Here is a 17,629-nt window from a genome sequence, read left to right as displayed (position 1 = left end):
GTCAGCGAACCGCAACGAGCGCGACGCACTCGAACCGGTCCCCCTCCGTCCAGCCGCGGCCGACGCTCGCGGTGAGCGAGAAGGCGTACCGCCCGGGGTCGAGCGAGGCGGCGATACCGGTCCCCTCGTCGTCCGTGGCCGGATCCTCGGCCGCGTCGATCCGCCACTCGTACCGCTCGCCGGGGTAGACCGTCCTGAACCCGTCCGCCGCGTCGCCCGACGCCACGTCCGTCCAGCGGTCGTCCCGGAGTCTGCGGACCGTCCAGTCTGCGGGCGCGAACGTCAGCGGTACGTCCGTCCGCGGCCGCAGTGTGATGGCGAACGGTGTCCCCGCCTGGAGCGGAGCGTCCACCGGGGGCTGAAGCGCGACGGGGACGCCGCTCGGCATCGGGTGACCGCCACCGGTGCAGACCGTCCGGTCGGCGGTCGGGTCGAACCCCGGACACGGCGGCTCCGCACCCCAGCGCTCCCGCTGGGAACCCGGCGAGCGACCGCCCGCAACGCCCAGCGGGCCCTGGAGGCAGCCGGCGAGGCCGACGACGCCGGTGGCGGCGGCGGTGAGGAGGGCACGTCGGTGCACGTGTGAGCCGACGCGGGCGTAGACAAAGTGTCCTGTCCTGGGTGAAACGCGGGTTTCAGCCTGCCGGAACCACGCGTGTCGGCCCTATCGCTCGTCCGATTCGAGGTGCTCCTCGGCCCACTCCGAGAGCGACTCCCACCCGGTCTTCTCGCCGAGCGTCTCGATGGCCTCACCGAGCGTCTCTCCGGGGGAGAGCTCTCGCTCCGAGCCGGGGACGACGGTGTGTTCGTCGTCACTGCCGTGTTCGGTCCGGAAGAACACGGACCGCTCCGGGTCGTAGAAGACGTTGCTCCCCTGGCTGAGGATGCCGACGTGTTCGGTCGACTGGTGGGCCGGGTCGTGGATCGTGCTGCTGTCGGGGTCGTTCCCGTCTGGTCCGTTCATGGTCGAACCGTGTCCACGGAGCGCCCAGAAGGGTCGGCCTAGTCGAGTTGGCTCAGAGCTCCCGGTCGCTCTCCGGGTCGTCCAGCTCCCACAGCACCTCGGGGAGGAACGCGTCGAGGTTGTCGACGACCTTCCGTTCGGAGACGTCGAGTCCCTCACAGTGCTCGTGGGCGCTGTCGCGGATGTCGACGTGGAGGTCGCCGTCCTCGACCGTGACAGCGAGAGGGAACACCGAACACCGGGCGGGCTTCCAGTCGTGCTCGAGGTGGAGCGAGCAGAGGCCGTCGTCACGCAGGAAGTAGCAGGCCTGTCCGTCCTCGCCGACGTGTTCCTCGCGCTCCTTGTCCTCCTTGCGGACGAAGTCCTGTCCCCGGAACTCCGTCGTCGCGTCGGCCAGGTCGGCGTGCTCGGCCAGTGCGAAGAAGTCGGGCTCGTACAGCAACACACCGTGCTGGCAGCACCAGGTGCAGTCGTCGACGCACTCGAACGTGAGCGACGGGTCGAAGTCGACGACCACCTCGCAGCCGGGGTGAACCTCGACGCGTCTGGACGCTTCCATCGGGGGACAGTCGGGCCCCGAGGCTCAAATGGGTTGCCACCCGGCGCCGTGGCGGACAAGCAGGTATAGAGGTCGAGCACGGAACAGTAGCATGATGCCGAACACAACGCATTTACCGGTCGAGACCGGGAAGAGATAGACGCAATGAGCGAGGAGTTCAGGGTTCTGTATCTCACCGCCGACCCGACTCCGGAACCGGAGCTTCCGGACGGTCCCGGCTCGGGGCTCTCCGTCGAGACCGTCGATTCGGTCGCGGAACTGGACGACCGGCTCCGTGCAGACGGCGCCGACTGCGTGGTCGTCTGCGAGGACCGCGACCGCGACGACGGGCTCGCCGAGGTGCACGAGACCCACGCCGAGACGGTACCGTTCGTCCACGTCACGACCGACCCGGCGCTCGACGCGACCGCGGTGGTCGGCGACGGCGTACTCCACACCCTCACGGACGACCAGCCGGTGCCGTTCCGCGAGCTCGCCGCCTACGTCTCCACGAGCGTCGACTTCACCGACGCCGCGAACCGCTTTGCGGTGTTCGCCCACCACGCGCAGGACGCCGTCGTGACCACCGACAGCGACGGTCGCGTCACCGAGACCAACCCCGCGGTGGCGGACATCTTCGGCTTCGAGGACGGCGAGCTCGAGGGCGAGGACCTCTCGAGACTACTCCCCGAGGACGGTGGCGACCGGACGCTCCTGCCGCCGTTCGCGCCCGACGACGAGGGACCCGCCCGTCAGTGGCAGCCGGTTCGGTTCACCGCGACCGACGCCGACGGCGACGACGTGCCCGTCCTCGTGACGTTCGGCCGGTTCGAGACGACGTCGGGCATCCACTACACCGGCGTCATCCGGGACGTCTCCCAGCGCGAGCGGCTCGAGTCCGAACTCGAGTCCCACCTCGAGCGCGTGACGGACGCGTTCTTCGCGCTCGACACCGAGTTCCGCTTCAGGTACGTCAACGAGCGCGCCGCCGAACTCATCGAGGTCGACGGGGACGCGGTCGTCGGCGACCTGGTCTGGGACCGGTTCCCCGAGGCCGCAGACAGTCGGTTCCAGGCGAAGTACGAGCACGCACTGGAGACACAGGAGGCCGTCTCCTTCGAGGAGTACTTCCCGCCGCTGTCGACGTGGTTCTCGGTCCGTGCCTACCCCTCCGAGACGGGGCTCTCGGTGTACTTCCGCGACGTGACCGAGCGGAAGGAGCGCGAGCAGGCCCTGGAACGGAAGCGAGACGAACTGGAGGGGCTGGCCCAGCTCAACAGGGTCCTCCAGCAGGTCAACGAGACCCTCGTCAACGCCGCGAACCGGACGATGGTAGAGCAGACGGTCTGTGAGGAGCTCGTCGAGTCGTCGCTGTTCGCGGCGGCCTGGCTCGGCCGCGTCGACTCCCGACGCGACACGGTCGAACTGGCGACGAGCGCGGCCCACGACGAGTTCGAGCCGGAGGCGAGGGTCCCCGTCAGCGAGGTGGTCACCCACCCGGCGGGCCAGGCAGTCGCGTCCCAGTCGGTCGAACGGGTCGACGACCTCGCGTCGCTCGATTCGGGCGACCCCTGGGTCGAGGTCGCGCGCGAGCACGGGTTCCGGTCGGTCGCCGCCGTCCCGGTGTCGTACAAGGGCTCGCAGTACGGCGTCGTCACCGTGTTCGCGACCAAACCCGGCGTGTTCACCGAGGGGGTCGTGGAGGCCCTCTCACAGCTCCGGAACGTCGTCGGTCTCGCGATCAACGCGACCGAGCGCCGCGCCGCGCTCATCGCCGACGGCACCATCCAGATCGAGCTGACGCTGCGCGACGCCACCAACCCGCTGTTCCGGGCGGTCGACGAGAACGGCGTCACGGCCACGCTGGAGGGGGCGACCGCGCTCGACGACCACACGTTCGTCGAGTACTTCACCATCACCGGCGGGCCGGACGAATCGTTCTTCGACACGGTCCGCTCGTTCGACCACGTCGAGGGCTGTTCGGTGCTCGAACAGGACAGCGACGAGGCGCTGGTGACGTTGACGGTCGTCGACCCGCCCATCTCGACCCAGCTCGCAGAGCACGGGGGCACCGTCCGCAGGATCGTGGTCGAGGACCGGTCGGCTGAGCTGGTCGCAGAGCTCCCGAAGTCCGGGTCGATCCGGTCGCTGATCGACTCCTTCGAGCAGACGTTCGACTCGGTCGACCTCCGGGCGAAGCGCGAGCGGAAACGTCCCGAGCGTCGCGTCTCGGAGTTCCGGTCGACGCTCGAGGAGCAGCTCACCGACCGCCAGCGCGAGGCGCTCGAGGCCGCACTGCAGGACGGGTACTTCGAGTGGCCCCGCGAGAGCGACGCCGAGGAGATAGCGGCGACGCTCGACATCTCCTCGCCGACCTTCCACGAACACCTCAGGGCCGCTCAGCAGAAGCTGTTCACCGACCTGTTCGACGTGCCGGCGCCCGACCACGAACGCGACGTCCGTGCAGGCGAACGGTCCTGAGACAGGCGGTCGTGGCTGCTGTCCGGTGTGTCCGGTAGGTTACTCCGCTCGGTCCTGCCAGCGGTCCCGACAGCTGCGGTCGCAGAACGAGAGGATCTGGACGGCGCCCGTGTCGGTCCTCGTGGTCGCGGCAGGGTGCCACTCGTCGGTCTCGACGGGGGCACCGCAGCCTGCACACGTCGCCTCTGTCTCCTCGCTCGATGTGACCGCCTCTGGTTCTGCTGAGGTCATCTTCCCTTCCACGTGACGCTACACCACGAACCACCGTAAGGGTAGGACCAAGCCACTCTGGTTCACGGCCGCATACCTACGTGGATAGGGGTTCAGCCGGTGTTCTGCATCCCGGCCGCGATCCCCTTGACCGTGAGCCGGAGGGTGCGCTCCTCGGCGTCGGTCCGGTGGCTCTGGGCGAGCAGCCGCGTCTGGAGCAGGTTCAGCGGGTCGACGTAGGGGTTGCGCCGGCGCAGGCTCTCTCCGAACCAGTCACGGGCGTACAGCGTCTCGCGGTCCGCGATGCTCGTCACGAGGTCGGTGGCACGCTCGTACTCGGCACCGACCCGGGGGAAGAACCGCTCGCGCAGGGCCGGGTCGGCCAGCTCGGCGTAGTGGCTCGTGATCTCCAGGTCGGTGTGGGCGAGCGAGAGCGCGGCGTTGTCGAGCGTCGACCGGAAGAACGGCCACGAGTCGTACATCTCGCGCAGGGTCTCGACGTCGCCGCCCGAATCGAGGTAGGCGTCGATGCCGGTCGCGAGCGCGTACCAGCCCGGCAGGATGCAGCGCGACTGCGTCCACGAGAACACCCACGGGATGGCCCGGAGGTCCTCGACGCTGCGGTCGCCCGAGCGCGAGGCCGGGCGCGAGCCGAGGTTCAGGTCCTCGATGACGGTGATGGGCGTCGCCTGCTCGAAGTAGTCGACGAACCCCTCGGTCTCGAGGAGGTCGCGGTACTCCTCGCGGGCGGCGTCGGCCATCGTCTCCATCGCAGTCACCCACTCGTCGGGGACCGACTCCTCGGGCGTCTCGATGGCGTTGCGTCGCGCACGGAGCTGGGCGTTGAGCATCTGGGAGATCTCGCGCTCGGCGACCCGCGGGTTGGCGTACTTCTCTGCGATGGACTCGCCCTGCTCGGTGAACTTCACCTGCCCCGTGACGGACCGGTTCGGCAGCGCGAGCAGCGCCTCGTGCATCGGGCCGCCGCCGCGGGAGATGGAGCCGCCGCGACCGTGGAACAGCCGCAGGGTCACGTCGAACTCGTCGCAGACGTCGGCGAGGTGGCGCTGGTTCTCGTACAGCGACCAGTTCGCCGCGAGGAAGCCGTTCTCCTTGTTCGAGTCGGAGTAGCCCAGCATGATCTCCTGCGTTCCGAGTGACGGGTCGTCCGCGTCGCTCTCCCCGCGGGCCGCGAGCGCCGCGGCGTAGGCCTCGTTCTCGAACAGCGTGCCCATGATGCGCCGGGCCCCCGAGAGGGCGCTCTCGGTCTCCAGCAGCGGGACGACGTCGAGCCCGCAGTAGCCGGGGAGTTCGACGACGCCGGCCTGGTCCGCGAGGAACAGCACCTCGAGCACGTGGCTCGGCTCCTCGGTCATCGAGATGCAGTACGTGTCGATCGACTGCGCGCCGAACTCGGCCTGCCAGTCGGCGAGGTGGTCGAACCGCCGGAGCACCCGGGTCGCGGTGTCGCCGAGCGCCTCGGTGTCGGTCACGTCGACGATCGGCTCGTCCTGCAGGATGGCCTCGGTGAGCGTCGCGACGCGCTCGTCCTCGTCCAGTGCGTCGTAGTCGATCCCCTCGCGGTCGAGCGCCGCCGCGACCGTCTCGGTGTGGTTCTCCTGATGGTCGCGAAGGTCGAGGCTGGCCAGCGAGAAGCCGAACGTGGCGACCTGCCGCCGCGTCGGCTCGACCTGCGCGTCGACGATGGCCGCACCGCCGTTGGCGCGAAGGCTGTCGGCCAGCACGTCGAGGTCGGCGGCGAGCTCCGCGGCGTCCTCGTAGCCACCCGGGCGGACGTCGTCCACACGGTCGAGGCGCTCCCGCATCAGCTTCAGCTTCTGGCGGTAGGGCTCGCTCGGGTAGCGCGCCTCGGCCTCGTCGACGACGCCGGGGAGGCGGTCGCGGTCGGCGGCCAGCGACGCCTCGAACTGCTCGCCGACGTCGAGGCGGTCGGCGTCCTGGCTCAGGATGCCCGACAGCGACTTCAGCCGGTCGCGATAGCGCTCGAGGACGACCCGGCGCTGGCGCGACAGCGTCTCGGTCGTGACCTCCGGCGTGACGAAGGGGTTGCCGTCGCGGTCGCTGCCGGCCCACGAGCGGAACTCGAACAGCTTGCCCACGTCGAGGTCGTCGAACGACTCGCCGAGTGCGTCCTCGAGGTCGGCGTACACGTCCGCGGTCACGTCGAACAGCGTGTTCTCCAGGTACCACTGAACGTTGCGCGCCTCGTCGGTCGGGTGTGGCTGGCGGTCCCGGACCTGCGGCGTCTGCCAGAGGCTCGTCACCTCGGCCTCGAGGTCGCGTTCGACCTGTGCTGCCTCGTCGTCGGTGAGTCGCTGCTCGTCGAGCGTCTCCAGATGGTCGGCGACCGACCGGAGCTTCGCCTTCACCGTCTTCCGGCGCGCCTCGGTCGGATGCGCGGTGAACGTCGGCTCGACGAGCACGTCGTCGAGCACCTGCTGGACGCGCTCGGGGTCGTCCGCGGCCAGTTCCGCGACGGCCTCGCGGACCCCGTCCGAGAGCGTGCCGTCCTGTTCTCCCCGGCGGACCGACCGGACCCGTTCCCGTTCCTCCGCGAGGTTGATCAGCTCGAAGTAGGTGGTGAACGCGCGAGCGACGACGCTCGAGAGCTCCGGGGTGAGCCCGTCGAGCTCCGTCGCGAGTTCGTCCCGGTCGTCGTCCTCGCCGCGTCGGTAGTCGATGGCCGCCGTCCTGACCGACTCGACCGTCTCGAACGCTCCCGTGGAGGACTGCGCCTCGAGCACGTCGCCCAGAAGCGCGCCGAGCTCCCGGACGTCCTGCCGAACGCCCCTGTCGTGCAAGCTCATAGCACGGGATTCGGTAGCGAGCCCTATAGTCACCAAGCACGGTGGAGAAAATTGCCACTCGGTTCCGAGTGAACAATTGTTAACGTTCCCGACATCCGACTCTTCGCCGTCCGAACCGTGGTCGGGACGGCTGGTTCTGGGGGCCGACGGCAGACACGAGGACAACCCCGCACGCGTCACGGACTCGAGGACGGTCGACGCCACCACCCGCTGTCCGAGGCGCTCCCCGGGAGAATCAGTTGTAGCCGCGCCACTTCTTCCCGCACTCGGTGCACTTGAAGAAGCGCGTCGGCGGCTCGTCTGCGGAGGCGGTCTGCTGGATGTAGTACCACGCCTCCTCGGTGCCGCAGGCGTCACAGCGCACGTCCGTCGCCGTGGGCTTGCCCTCGAACTCGGCGTTCTCCTCGGTCTCGATGACCTCGCTGTCGGTCTGTGATTCGGTGCTGACGAACTCGCTCTCGTCGCCGCCGCGGGCCTCGCTGGCGCCACAGCTCGAACAGACCCACTCGTCGCCCTGTGCCTTCATCATCGAACCGCAGTCGTCGCAGAATTGCATCGTTGTAGTGTCGGGTAGCTACCGTGTGCGTTCTAGCCGTTCGTCCTCGAGTATCTTCGGACAGTCGACGACCTCGAACTCGTCCATGCTCGCCTCGCTCCGGATGGTCGTCCCGTCGTGCGTGCAACCGACCTCGGGGGGGTCGGTGAAGTACTCACAGCGCTGGCAGTACTTGCTCTTGGAGACGACGCGGACCTCCGGGGCGTCGGGTTCCGGCTCGGCGGTCGGTTCGTCGGTGGACACCTGCTCCCAGAGCGCCTCGCTGTCCACGTCCCCGACGTCGACGGACTCGAACAGGTCGTCGTCGTCGGGTTCGGCGTCGCGCTCCGCCCGGCGACGCTCGAACTCGTCGGCCATCTCGCCGAGCGGGCCGGCGGTCTCGCCCTCCAGTTCGGGCGGTGACTCGTCGCCGGGGGCCACGACCTCTGCGGTCACGTCCTCGACACTCGGCACGTCATCGTCGGCGGGCTCGTCGCCACCGGGTTCGGCGTCGGTGCTGGCGTCGTCGGTGTCCCCGTCGTCCGCTTCGCCCTCGTCGTCCAGCGGCACCGATCTGGTGTCCACCATCTCGTCGACGAGGTCGTCGAGCGGGTCGTGACTGTCGTCGTCCTCTGTCATTCTCTCTCCTCGATGTCGGGTGCGGACCGGTCGTCGCCCTCGAAGAAGCTCTCGTCCAGGTCCTCCTCGAGGCCCTCCGCGAGGTCGGAATCGGTACCCTCGGGCAGCGCCGGGGCATCACCCGTGAGCAGCCGGTTCGAGCCGAACGGGCCGAACGAGTCGCTGGCCTGGACGTCGGTGAACGAGCTCGCGCAGTGTGGACACGCGGGCTCGGTCAGCAGGGAGAGACGGACCGTCGAGGAGCACTCCCCGCACTTCGCGCGCTCGATGCCCTCGCGGTTGGCCGCGAGCCGGAGCGTGTCGACCGCGGACCGCCGTGCCTCGGCTGCGGCCAGCCGCAGCACCTCCTCGCGGAGATCGACGGTCAGCCGTGCGAGCTTCGTCAGCTTGGCGTCGAGGTCCTCGGTCGTATCGCTCAGGTACCGCAGGATGGTCTCGTAGTTGTCGAACCCGGCGTCGAGCTCCGCCGAGAGCTCCGCGACCGCCTCGTCGATGTCGTCGAGATCGTCCCGGACGCCGTCGAACTGCTCGACCGCCGCCGAGAGCTCGTCGAGTCGCGCGAGCAACTCCTCGTGGCTGTGGTCCGCGGGCGCCTTCCCGTCGGTCTCGCGTTTCACCTGGATGACGCGCTCGCGGACGTCCTGGATCAGGTCGGTGTACTCCTCGCGTTGTGATTCGAGGCGCTCGTCGAGCTCCCCGCTCCGGTCCTCCAGCAGCGACGTGAGGTCGTAGGCGTCGTCCTCGTTCGCCGCGGAGACCGTCCGGTACGCCGACAGGAGCTGTTCCAGCAGCGCCTCCGGAGGGACGTCCTGCTCACTCGCCTTGTCGTGCAACCACTCCCCCAGTTCCGGTGGTAGCTGCACGGATAGGTCGACGTGCTCCTCGCTCGCCATTCGTCCGCAGTTCGGCTGGGAACCGCTTAAGGCTTGTTGCAGACGAAGCGGCGGCCGTCAACGGATTTTGCGCACGTCGCTGATGTCGAACCCGCCGTCGTGGATCTCCGTCTCGAACTGGATGATGTTCTCGTCCTCGAGCCGCGAGAGAACCCCACGGAACTGCTTGACGACGAGGGTGCGTGCCCGCTCGGAGCCGCCCGACTCCCACTCGAACAACAGCGTCCCGTCGGTCGCATCCATCAGCCGGCCGAGATGGTTCTCGGACAGGGCCTCGGTGTTCACCAGCAGGAGCACCAGCCCACCCCACCGGTAGGAGGCCTTCTTCAGCCCCTTCATCAGCAGGGTGATCTGGTTCCAGTCCATCTGCTCCTCGGCCGCGCTCAGCAGGTCGGTCACCGAGTCGATGACCACGAGGTTGCCCGCCCCGTGCTCGTTCAGGTACTCCCCGATGGCGTTGAGCGTCCCGCGCCGGTCCCGGTCCCCCAGCGACCCGATGTCCGGTGTCGCGTCGGAGTACCACTCGCGGGGGACCTGCGACAGCTGGAAGTACTGGCTCGACAGGTCCGCGAACTCGACCTGCTTCGTCCCGGCGTCGACCAGCTCGTCGTCCATCACGTACCGCATCTCCTCCAGCAGCGCCGCACTCTCGGACGTGAACGAGACGTAGTGCACCTCGTCCGGGAACCGCGCGTCGTCGTGGGCGTTCCCGTAGTAGAGATCGAACAGCTCCTGGTCCGACTCCTTCAGTCCGTTCATCGCGACGCTCGTGTAGACGAACTCCCGGGCGCCCGCCCCGACCTCGCCCGCGAGCAACACGACGCTCCCGGGTGGCGCGCCACCGCCGATCATCGAGTCCAGCCGGGAGATTCCCGTCGGCAACCGTTCCATACCCCGGGAGTCGGTCGGTGCGTAGGTAACCGTTACGGCGGCTAGTGGTTGAGGTTGGGAGTTCGGTTGGCGGTGGGTTCCTATTCGTGGAGATCTCTGGGACCGCGAACAACCAGAAAGCCCCTGCTCGCTCGACTCCCGCGACTCGCTGCGCTCCTCGTCCCTGCGGTGCTTGCTTCGTCGGGGTTCGTCGACCGAGCAGCCCCTTTCAGTCCCGCCCGACCGCGACCGCACCGCACCTCACACCCCCCCAGCCGATTGCGGTGCTCGCTGGCGCTGCGCTCCTCATCCCTCGCGCGGAATGGCTCGACACGCTCGCTGCGCTCGCGGTCTCGCCAGCCGCGCGCCATGGCGGTTGTGCAATCGTTTAAATCACATCCCGCGGCCAGACGCGACGTGACCTGAGAGCGGTCCGACGGCGGGCAGCGGGTGTGCGCCACGTCGCCGTCGGCAGGAGAGTGGTGCCTGTTCGCCAGCGCGGGAGCGACAGCTATCGCGGGAGCGCAGGGTCTTTCTCGGCGGCGACCCTCGGTTCGGGCATGCGACTCACCGAGTTCTGCGGGCGACTCGACGACGAGCTCCGGACGGCGGACTTCGCGGGCCTCGACGCCAGCGCCAACGGGCTGCAGGTCGGGCCCGCGGAGGGAAGCGTCGAGCGCGTCGCGTTCTGCACCGATGGCGTGAAGGAGACGTTCGAGCGCGCGGCCGACTGGGGAGCCGACGCTATCGTCGTCCACCACGGCATCTCCTGGGGCGGTATCGAGCGCATCACCGACCGGACGTACGGCCGCGTTGCGCCGCTCGTCGAGAACGACGTGGCGCTGTACGTCTCGCACCTGCCGCTCGACGCCCACCCGGAGCTCGGCAACGCCGCCGGGGTCGCCGACCTGCTCGACCTCGAAGACCGCGAACCCTTCGGGGAAGTCGGCCCGGAGCACGTCGGCCAGCGCGGCCGTGCCAGCGACGCGTTCACCGTCGACGAGCTCCGCGACCGGCTCGCCAGCGACCTCTCCACCGGGGGCCAGCCCGTCCGAACCATCGACTTCGGCCCCGACGAGATCCGGGACGTGGCCATCGCCACCGGCGACGGCTCTGACTACGTCGGCGAGGCCGGCGCGAAGGGCGTCGACGCGCTCGTGATGGGCGAGGGCAAGCAGAAGACCTACCACGAGGCTCGCGAGGCCGGGCTGAACGTGTTCCTCGCCGGGCACTACGCCACGGAGACCTTCGGCGTCCGGAAGCTGCAGGACTGGGTCGCGAGCTGGGACGAGGAGATCGAGACGACGTTCTTCGACGTCCCGACCGGCCTCTGAGCCGTTTCGTTCATCGCGGCGCCGAACGGAACGATTAACTCGACAGCCGGGCGACAGCATCGCATGAGCGACACCATCCTCGACGAGGCGACGCTCTACGCCGGGACCGCCGTCGGCCTCGTCGCCTTCCTCGCGGGGTACCTGCTGACCGGCGTCGTGTTCGTCCTGCGTGCTGCCGTGGCTGGCGAGCCGCTGGTCACGGACATCGTCGTCCGGACCGGCTGGCGGTTCTACGCCAGCCACGGCGTCCCCATCCTCGTCGGCGGGGCGCGCATCGGAACCGACGGCGTCGTCCCCGTCGTCGTCCCGGCGACGGTCCTCGTGCTCGCCGGCGGGATGCTGCTCCACCGTCGCGGCCGAGGCGACGTCGAACCGAGCGACGCAGCAGTCACCGGCGCGGCGGTCACCACCGGCTACCTGTTCGGTGCGGTCGCCTGCCGTCTCCTGCTCGTCACCGTCCTCACCTCACCACTGCCCGCAGCCCCCGGCCTCGTCGAGACGGTCCTCTACGCCGGCCTCGCGTTCCCCATCGTCTTCGGTGGCCTCGGTGGCTACCTCGGTGCCCGGATCGACTGAGCCGGGGAAAGCGTATTGTCACCGGCGGCGGTAGCATCGTCCATGACCCTTCTCGTCCCGTTCGACGGCGCAGCGCTCTCGACCACCGCACTCCGACGCGCCACCGAGTTCGCGGCGTTCCGCGACGAACAGCTGGTCGTCCTCACCGTCGTCCCCGACGATCCGGAGTACGCCCGCGAGCGCGGCTGGCTCGACCCCGAGGACACGTTCGACGTCGGCGTCATCGAGCGCAAGCTCCGTCAGCGCGTCCTCGACCTCGCACCCGACGCCGAGTTCCGCTGCGAGCTCATCGAGAACGTCGAACCCGTCGCCAGCGAGACGACCGACGTGGCCCGGCGCATCCGCGAGGTCGCCGCGGAGGTCGACACCAGCGTCGTCTTCGTCGGCAGCGAGAACGCCGGCCGCGTGACGAACCCGCTCTCCAGCGTCGGCTCGCCCGTCGCCGACACCCCCCAGTACGACGTGTACATCGCCCGCCGACGCGAGGAGTGAGAACGCCTTTTCCGCGGATCCCGCGGGCCCGGCCGGTGCCGCCGCACCGGATACCCTACACGAGTTCGGCGTCGATGGCTTCTCCAGCCCGGTCGACGGCGGCCTCGGTCCGGGGTCGGAGCACCGCCACGGCGGCCTCGTCGTAGCCCTCGTCGTCGTCGGACCCGGACAGGAGTTCGAGTGCTTCGGTCAGGAACGAGACGACGGTCGAGAGCTGCCGGTCTGCCGTGCGGGCGTCGCCACGTTCGGCGGCTGCAGTTGCCCCAGTAGCCGCCTCCAGTGCCCGGGCCAGTCGGTCGCGCACCTCGCCGCCGGCTCCGTCCGCACCAGCGAGCGAACGGGCCAGTTCGAGCAGGGCGGCCAGTTCGTCCCGGAGCGTCGTCGTCAGCGGCAGCTTCCCGGTCTCGACGACCTCCCGGACGGCGTCACCGGTGTCGTCGAAGGAGTCCGGCGTCACCCGGTACGCACCCGGTCGGCCGTCGCGGTCGACGACCTCGACGGTGTACAGACCGTCGCGGTGGACGGCGACCGCGAACCGGTCCTCCTCCGTGGGTTCGCCGTCGTAGACGACGCCGGCGTAGTCCTCGACGACGCGGACGTGGCTGATCCCGTTCGCGCTCCGGCCGTCGCCGCGGAGCCAGCCGGCGTCCTCGTTCGCCACGAGCGTGAGTTCGCCGTCCGACCCGGCGCGGAACGTCCCGCCCTCGTGGACGAAGCGCTGCGCGACCGGTGCGTATCCCGGCCCGTTGACGGCGAGGAGGTGCTCGCCGGGGGCGACGTGGAGGAAGCCGAACGCGCCGTCGCGGGTGACCGTCGCGACCGGGTCCTCGCTGGCGAGGCGGACGGCGGCCTCGACCGGCAGCCCGAACAGGGAGACTGTCGCGACATCTGCGGCTGCCTCCTGCGCCGCGTCGGCGACCCCGTCGAGTGCGCCCGTCGCACCGCTCCCGAGCTGCCGCGCGCGACCGACGACGCGGTCGAGCAGGCCGGACGGCTCGCTCCCGTCGATGTACCGGCGGTGCGCGGGGTCGGTGACGTCGTCGAGGGGGTCCGCGAACCGCGGCTGCTCCCACGGTATGCCGACCGATGTGATGAAGCTCGCGAAGCGGTCCTCGACGAACCCCGGGATGGCGAACTCGAAGCTGAGCTGGGGTCCGCTGAAGCCGTCCACGGCGTCGGCCACCGTCGACAGCGGCTCCAAGGTGTACCGGACGTCGGCGTCCGTCGCGCTGTCGGCGTGGGCGAACGTGAGCCCCGGCTCGCGGAGCGGGAGGTCGCCCGGCGGTCGCGCGAGGTCCCGCCAGTCGCTCACGGTCACGCGTTCGTCGACGAAGTCGTCGGTCCCGACCGAGAGCGACGGGTGGTCGTCGAGCCGGTGGCCGTCGAGCTCCGGCATGACGAAGGGGAGCCTCGCCCCCTCGTCGCGGGGGAGCCCGTAGGCGAACGGCGACCCCAGGTTGAGGCTGAACCCCAGGACCTCGTTGGTGACGTCGGCGTCCCGACCGCCGGCCGGGAGCCGCTCGAAGCTCGGGAGCAGCTCGTTCACCTCGCTGGCGCTCGAGTGCGAGCCGACCTCGGTGAGGATGCCCGGTCGCCGGTCGCCGCCGAACGCCGGGTCGCGGAACTCGTTGTTCGGGACTGACCGGGCGTGCGCGCTCGCCGACAGCAACAGCGGCGTCCCGGTCTCGCGGTCGACGAACACCTGGAGCAGCTCCCAGTCGTGCCAGTGGAAGTTGACGGTGAACTGGTCGAACGTGGAGTAGAACCAGTACTGCAGCGCGTCGACGCCGGCGGCCGCCTCGACGACGTTGTAGAACGCCACCGGGTTCGGGGGCGTTCCGGTCTCCCGGTACGCGGCAGCGTAGCCATCGAGCGCCGTGAACCCGTCTACCATCCGGCCCGCGTCGGTCTCGACGACGTACGGTCGCGGGTCGGTCGGGAACCACTTCTCCAGCGCGCCGAAGTAGAGGTCCGGGGCGTACCGCGCCACCAGTTCGGGGACCGCGGCGGGCGTGTCCTCGTCGGCCTGCTCGGTCGGCTCGGCCGTGGTCGCCGTGGCGGACGGCGACGGGTCGGTGTCGCCCCCGTCGTCGTCCTGTGAAAGAGCCCACGCGCCAGCGATGCCACCCGTTCCGACTGCCGCGACGGCCGCGGCCAGGAGGAGCCGCCGTCGTCGCTCGTCGTCGACGGGGTCGTCACGCTCCCCGTCCTGTCCCCCACCGTCGACCCCATCGTTCGTCGCCATGATTCGCTCCCAGAATCATTGGCTGGCTGACTATAACTGCTTTCCGTGCGTCGCACTCCGGGACGTCGCCTCCCTCGACACGGTACGACCGTCACCAGCAGGGCGAGTGAGAACGCTCTTTTCCGCCGGCGGTGTAGCCCCGGGTGGCCGATGACGACGCACCCGCTCCGAGCCGGGGTGGCTCCCGGCGGTGACGAGCCCTATGAGTGCCGAGGCCAGTACTCGATTTCAGCGCCGACAGTGGCAGCAGAAGTCGCCTACCCCGCCGAACGGCCGGGAGGCTGGAAGTCTGCGCAGCGTCAGACCGGCGGCCCCTCGCGGATCCGAGCCAGGTTGTCCGCGTGGCTCTCGTCGTCGAGCAGCGAGGACGTCAGGAGCCAGGTCGCCCCGACCTCTCGGCAGAGCGCAGCGAAGTCGGCCGGGGCTTCGGGGATGTCGACGGGCAGGAGGAGCTCCTTCGGTTCGTCGGTGTGCTCGCGGTAGAACGCCAGCATCTCGGTCAGCTCCTCCTCGACGGTGCCGGTGACGGGTTCGCCCTGCTCGCCCTCCGACCCCCAGAACGAGGGGGCGGCGGGCATGATGCCGTCCCAGTCGGCCGCGCGCCGGAACGGGTTCCTGTTCGGCCACCAGCAGCCGAGCAGGATGGGGATCCGTGGCTCCTGCACGGGGGTGTAGGGGAGCACCGCGCCGTCGAGCGTGTAGAACTCGCCGTCGTGGTCGACGTGCTCGCCGGTCCAGAGTTCGGTGAGGATCTCGAGCACCTCCTCGTAGCGGCGGGCGAGGCGCTTCGGGTCCCACTCCTCGCCGAAGGTGGTGTAGTTCCCCTCCGAGCCGAGGCCCGCCCCGAGGAGCACGCGGCCGTCGGAGAGCCGGTCGAGGGTGGCGAGGTCGTGGGCGAGCTGCCAGGGCAGGCGGCGGCAGACCGGGGTGATCCAGGTGCCCAGCACGACGTCGCTCGTTCGCGTCGCGATGCCGGCGAGCGTCGTCCAGGGGTCGACGGAGGGGAACTCGGGGTAGAGGCCGTCGGCCATGAACACGCCGTCCCAGCCCGCCTCGTCGGCGGCGACCGCGTACTCGAGCATGTTCGTCGGCGTCGCCAGGTCGCCGAGGTAGACGTTGCAGTTCTGCAGGTACAGGCCGTGCTTCGGTGGTGGGTGAGACATCGATGGTCCTCGCTGCGGGATTCACGTGGCGGGCCGCGGTGCCGGACGGGAAATCCCTGCGTTCTGAGGGAGCCGACACGACGTAAGTTTTCACCCTGGCGGTGTTCGGATGCGGCCTCACGGGCCACGACCGGGACGCCTCGCACTGCAAGGCGTGCGGGGCGGTCATCTCCCAGGAGTACGACGCGAACAGCTCGCAGTGAGCTGTGGCGGGCGAATGACAGTGTCACAGAAACGGACATCGAATGAAGCCACGCGGCGGCCGGGAGCGGAGTACGACAGTGGAGGGGATGTTTCCGGGCGATCTCTTCCGCCTGCGCTTCGGTGACGACGTCGTAGACGAGTTCGCCTGCCGCTGCTTCTACTGCTGGAAGTCTTCGCTGAAATAGAGACTGTCGACGGCACCGACTACTTCATGGCCGGCTCCGACAGAGCACTTGGAGAATTTCGGATTACACCGGGTGATAGAATAGAACCAGAACATTCTGACCTAGGAACATATACGGGCAGCACTCAAGCTGTAAATGGAGCGCTCTGGCCAGACTACCCAAGAGGAGGGCTTGGATCTGAAGAAGTTAGAAGACATCCAGGAGCTTACTACGAAGATAGTCAGTAAATAGAAGAAAAAAGTGGGAGAGAAAGTTTGTTACAGGGCTGCTATCTCTTCTGCCTGGTCTTCGGTTACTACGTTGTAGACTAGCTCTCCTGCCTCTTCTTCGACAGCTAGGTAGTCTTCGCTGAGATCGTAGCCTTCCATCTCTGCTGTTGCGTAGGCTTCATTGACCTCGTCTTTGACATCTCTGGCTACTTCTGGTGATTCTCGTAGTTTCTCTGTTGTCAGGAGTCCTCCTTCACGACTGAAGACAAGGTTGGCGTCACTATTTCTTGCGCCCCAGAGGAAGTTACCCCATCCGTCATGAATTCTTTGCGTTGTTCCTTCTGGGATATCCCAGTCAATACTTTCCATGATCTCGAATTCCATTGACGAAACTTGGCCATCATTTCCTGAATCCATGAATTCGCTTTCACTGTAGGGTCCTAGCCATTCTCTTGATGGTCTTGTGACATGTGTTGCATTGTTCATCAGGTCTCTTCTCAATTCACCGTTTTCGTCTTCGAAGGTGTTTACAGACATTCCGAGAGCCATTTGCCCTTCTATCATTGTTTCTAGGTCAACTCTGCAACCGTCTTCGAAGGTGAACCAGTCGAATGTGTCGTTGACTGCTTTGACCATTGCCAGTTCGGATCCGCGTTCGGCTCGGGCGTCGTATTGTGCGGCGGCTGCAGCTGCAACGTTCTTCACCTGTTCGACGCGGTCGCCTGCGAACGCTGCGGCGATGTTGTCGAGGCCGACGACCTCCGTCTCTTCGTGCGTCGCGTTCTCCATCTTCTCGTGGTAGTTCCCTGGCGTGACGATGCTGTTCTCGTACTCCGCCCGGAGCTGATTGTCGGAGAGGTCTGGCTCGATTCGCTGCGGGAACTGTGGTTCTGGCTCTGCCGTCGCGGTCGCGGTGTCGGTCGCCGTCGCTGTCGGGGTCTGCGTGTCCGCTGCGGTCTCTGTTCGTGTGGCTGTCGCGGGGTCGGCACCGTCGCTCGAACCCGCACAGCCGGCCAGCCCGGTCGCTGCTGCACCCCCGAGAGCGGCAACTACCTGTCTTCGGGTTCGGCCGTCGGTCGCGTCCTCAGTCGACGAGTCATCACGCGTCACGTGCAAACACCAGTTGTTGGACTCTCGTTGTCACGTCGACGTAAATAGGTACTTGCTGGTGCGGCGGGAACAGCTCCGTTCGCCGTCGTTGTCCTCAGCTACGCCCACGTTCAGTCGAGGAGATTCCATCGGAACACATCATCGGACAACCCG

At 68.3% G+C, this 17,629-nt stretch carries 16 protein-coding genes and 1 pseudogene; 5 read left to right on the top strand and 12 right to left on the bottom strand.

Annotation, left to right across the window (positions count from 1 at the left end):
* Position 1: 1 nt before the first annotated feature.
* The 3 genes from ACSG06_RS04330 to ACSG06_RS04320 form a co-directional block, all read right to left on the bottom strand.
* Positions 2 to 580, bottom strand: a complete 579-nt coding sequence (locus tag ACSG06_RS04330) for a hypothetical protein (RefSeq protein ID WP_440989038.1) — start codon at positions 578 to 580, stop codon at positions 2 to 4.
* A gap of 84 nt (positions 581 to 664) precedes the next feature.
* Positions 665 to 964 (bottom strand): hypothetical protein, encoded by a 300-nt coding sequence (locus ACSG06_RS04325; protein WP_440989037.1) that lies wholly within the window; start codon positions 962 to 964, stop codon positions 665 to 667.
* 52 nt (positions 965 to 1,016) lie between these two features.
* Entirely contained in the window at positions 1,017 to 1,523 is a 507-nt protein-coding gene (locus ACSG06_RS04320; RefSeq protein ID WP_440989036.1) for a YkgJ family cysteine cluster protein, read from the bottom strand.
* A 144-nt stretch (positions 1,524 to 1,667) separates the two neighbouring features.
* Here ACSG06_RS04320 and ACSG06_RS04315 point away from each other — a divergent pair, with 144 nt between their 5' ends.
* Entirely contained in the window at positions 1,668 to 3,983 is a 2,316-nt protein-coding gene (locus ACSG06_RS04315) for a bacterio-opsin activator domain-containing protein (RefSeq protein ID WP_440989035.1), read from the top strand.
* A gap of 39 nt (positions 3,984 to 4,022) precedes the next feature.
* Here the strand turns inward: ACSG06_RS04315 and ACSG06_RS04310 are convergent, their stop codons facing one another.
* From ACSG06_RS04310 to ACSG06_RS04285, 6 genes are all read right to left on the bottom strand, one after another.
* A complete protein-coding gene (locus tag ACSG06_RS04310; RefSeq protein WP_440989034.1) occupies positions 4,023 to 4,214 on the bottom strand; it encodes a DUF7576 family protein in 192 nt (63 codons plus the stop codon).
* Between the two features lie 92 nt (positions 4,215 to 4,306).
* Positions 4,307 to 7,021, bottom strand: a complete 2,715-nt coding sequence (gene ppc / locus ACSG06_RS04305; protein WP_440989033.1) for a phosphoenolpyruvate carboxylase — start codon at positions 7,019 to 7,021, stop codon at positions 4,307 to 4,309.
* 235 nt (positions 7,022 to 7,256) lie between these two features.
* Entirely contained in the window at positions 7,257 to 7,577 is a 321-nt protein-coding gene (locus ACSG06_RS04300) for a transcription factor S (protein WP_440989032.1), read from the bottom strand.
* 18 nt (positions 7,578 to 7,595) lie between these two features.
* The gene (locus ACSG06_RS04295; RefSeq protein WP_440989031.1) at positions 7,596 to 8,195 is read right to left on the bottom strand and encodes a DUF8135 domain-containing protein; all 600 of its coding nucleotides are present in this window, start codon (positions 8,193 to 8,195) and stop codon (positions 7,596 to 7,598) included.
* On the bottom strand, positions 8,192 to 9,088 hold the full coding sequence (locus tag ACSG06_RS04290; RefSeq protein WP_440989030.1) for an AAA family ATPase: 897 nt from the start codon (positions 9,086 to 9,088) through the stop codon (positions 8,192 to 8,194). Before ACSG06_RS04290 ends, ACSG06_RS04295 begins: the two co-directional genes overlap by 4 nt.
* A 57-nt stretch (positions 9,089 to 9,145) precedes the next feature.
* The gene (locus ACSG06_RS04285) at positions 9,146 to 9,979 is read right to left on the bottom strand and encodes an RAD55 family ATPase (RefSeq protein WP_440989029.1); all 834 of its coding nucleotides are present in this window, start codon (positions 9,977 to 9,979) and stop codon (positions 9,146 to 9,148) included.
* 539 nt (positions 9,980 to 10,518) lie between these two features.
* On the opposite strand from ACSG06_RS04285, the gene ACSG06_RS04280 reads away from it, so the two are divergent.
* From ACSG06_RS04280 to ACSG06_RS04270, 3 genes are all read left to right on the top strand, one after another.
* Positions 10,519 to 11,292: a Nif3-like dinuclear metal center hexameric protein gene (locus ACSG06_RS04280; protein WP_440989028.1), complete on the top strand. Its 774-nt coding sequence runs from the start codon at positions 10,519 to 10,521 to the stop codon at positions 11,290 to 11,292.
* Between the two features lie 63 nt (positions 11,293 to 11,355).
* Positions 11,356 to 11,868 (top strand): DUF7978 family protein, encoded by a 513-nt coding sequence (locus ACSG06_RS04275; RefSeq protein ID WP_440989027.1) that lies wholly within the window; start codon positions 11,356 to 11,358, stop codon positions 11,866 to 11,868.
* 42 nt (positions 11,869 to 11,910) lie between these two features.
* Positions 11,911 to 12,360 carry a universal stress protein gene (locus tag ACSG06_RS04270; protein WP_440989026.1) on the top strand — a complete coding sequence of 150 codons (450 nt, stop codon included), beginning with the start codon at positions 11,911 to 11,913 and terminating at the stop codon, positions 12,358 to 12,360.
* 55 nt (positions 12,361 to 12,415) lie between these two features.
* On the opposite strand, the gene ACSG06_RS04265 is transcribed toward ACSG06_RS04270, so the two are convergent.
* Positions 12,416 to 14,605, bottom strand: a complete 2,190-nt coding sequence (locus ACSG06_RS04265; RefSeq protein ID WP_440989025.1) for a hypothetical protein — start codon at positions 14,603 to 14,605, stop codon at positions 12,416 to 12,418.
* 299 nt (positions 14,606 to 14,904) lie between these two features.
* Positions 14,905 to 15,768, bottom strand: coding sequence for an LLM class flavin-dependent oxidoreductase (locus ACSG06_RS04260; RefSeq protein WP_440989024.1), 864 nt, complete (start codon positions 15,766 to 15,768; stop codon positions 14,905 to 14,907).
* Between the two features lie 110 nt (positions 15,769 to 15,878).
* On the opposite strand from ACSG06_RS04260, the pseudogene ACSG06_RS04255 reads away from it, so the two are divergent.
* Positions 15,879 to 15,971 (top strand): annotated as a pseudogene (locus tag ACSG06_RS04255) (ion transporter); the annotation flags it as partial.
* 443 nt (positions 15,972 to 16,414) lie between these two features.
* Here ACSG06_RS04255 and ACSG06_RS04250 read toward each other — a convergent pair.
* Positions 16,415 to 17,476 (bottom strand): hypothetical protein, encoded by a 1,062-nt coding sequence (locus ACSG06_RS04250; protein ID WP_440989023.1) that lies wholly within the window; start codon positions 17,474 to 17,476, stop codon positions 16,415 to 16,417.
* Positions 17,477 to 17,629 lie beyond the last annotated feature (153 nt).

This window comes from Haloarchaeobius baliensis (assembly GCF_052060055.1).
Classification (GTDB): Archaea; Halobacteriota; Halobacteria; order Halobacteriales; family Natrialbaceae; genus Haloarchaeobius; species Haloarchaeobius baliensis.
This window is presented reverse-complemented; position numbering and strand designations above follow the sequence as displayed.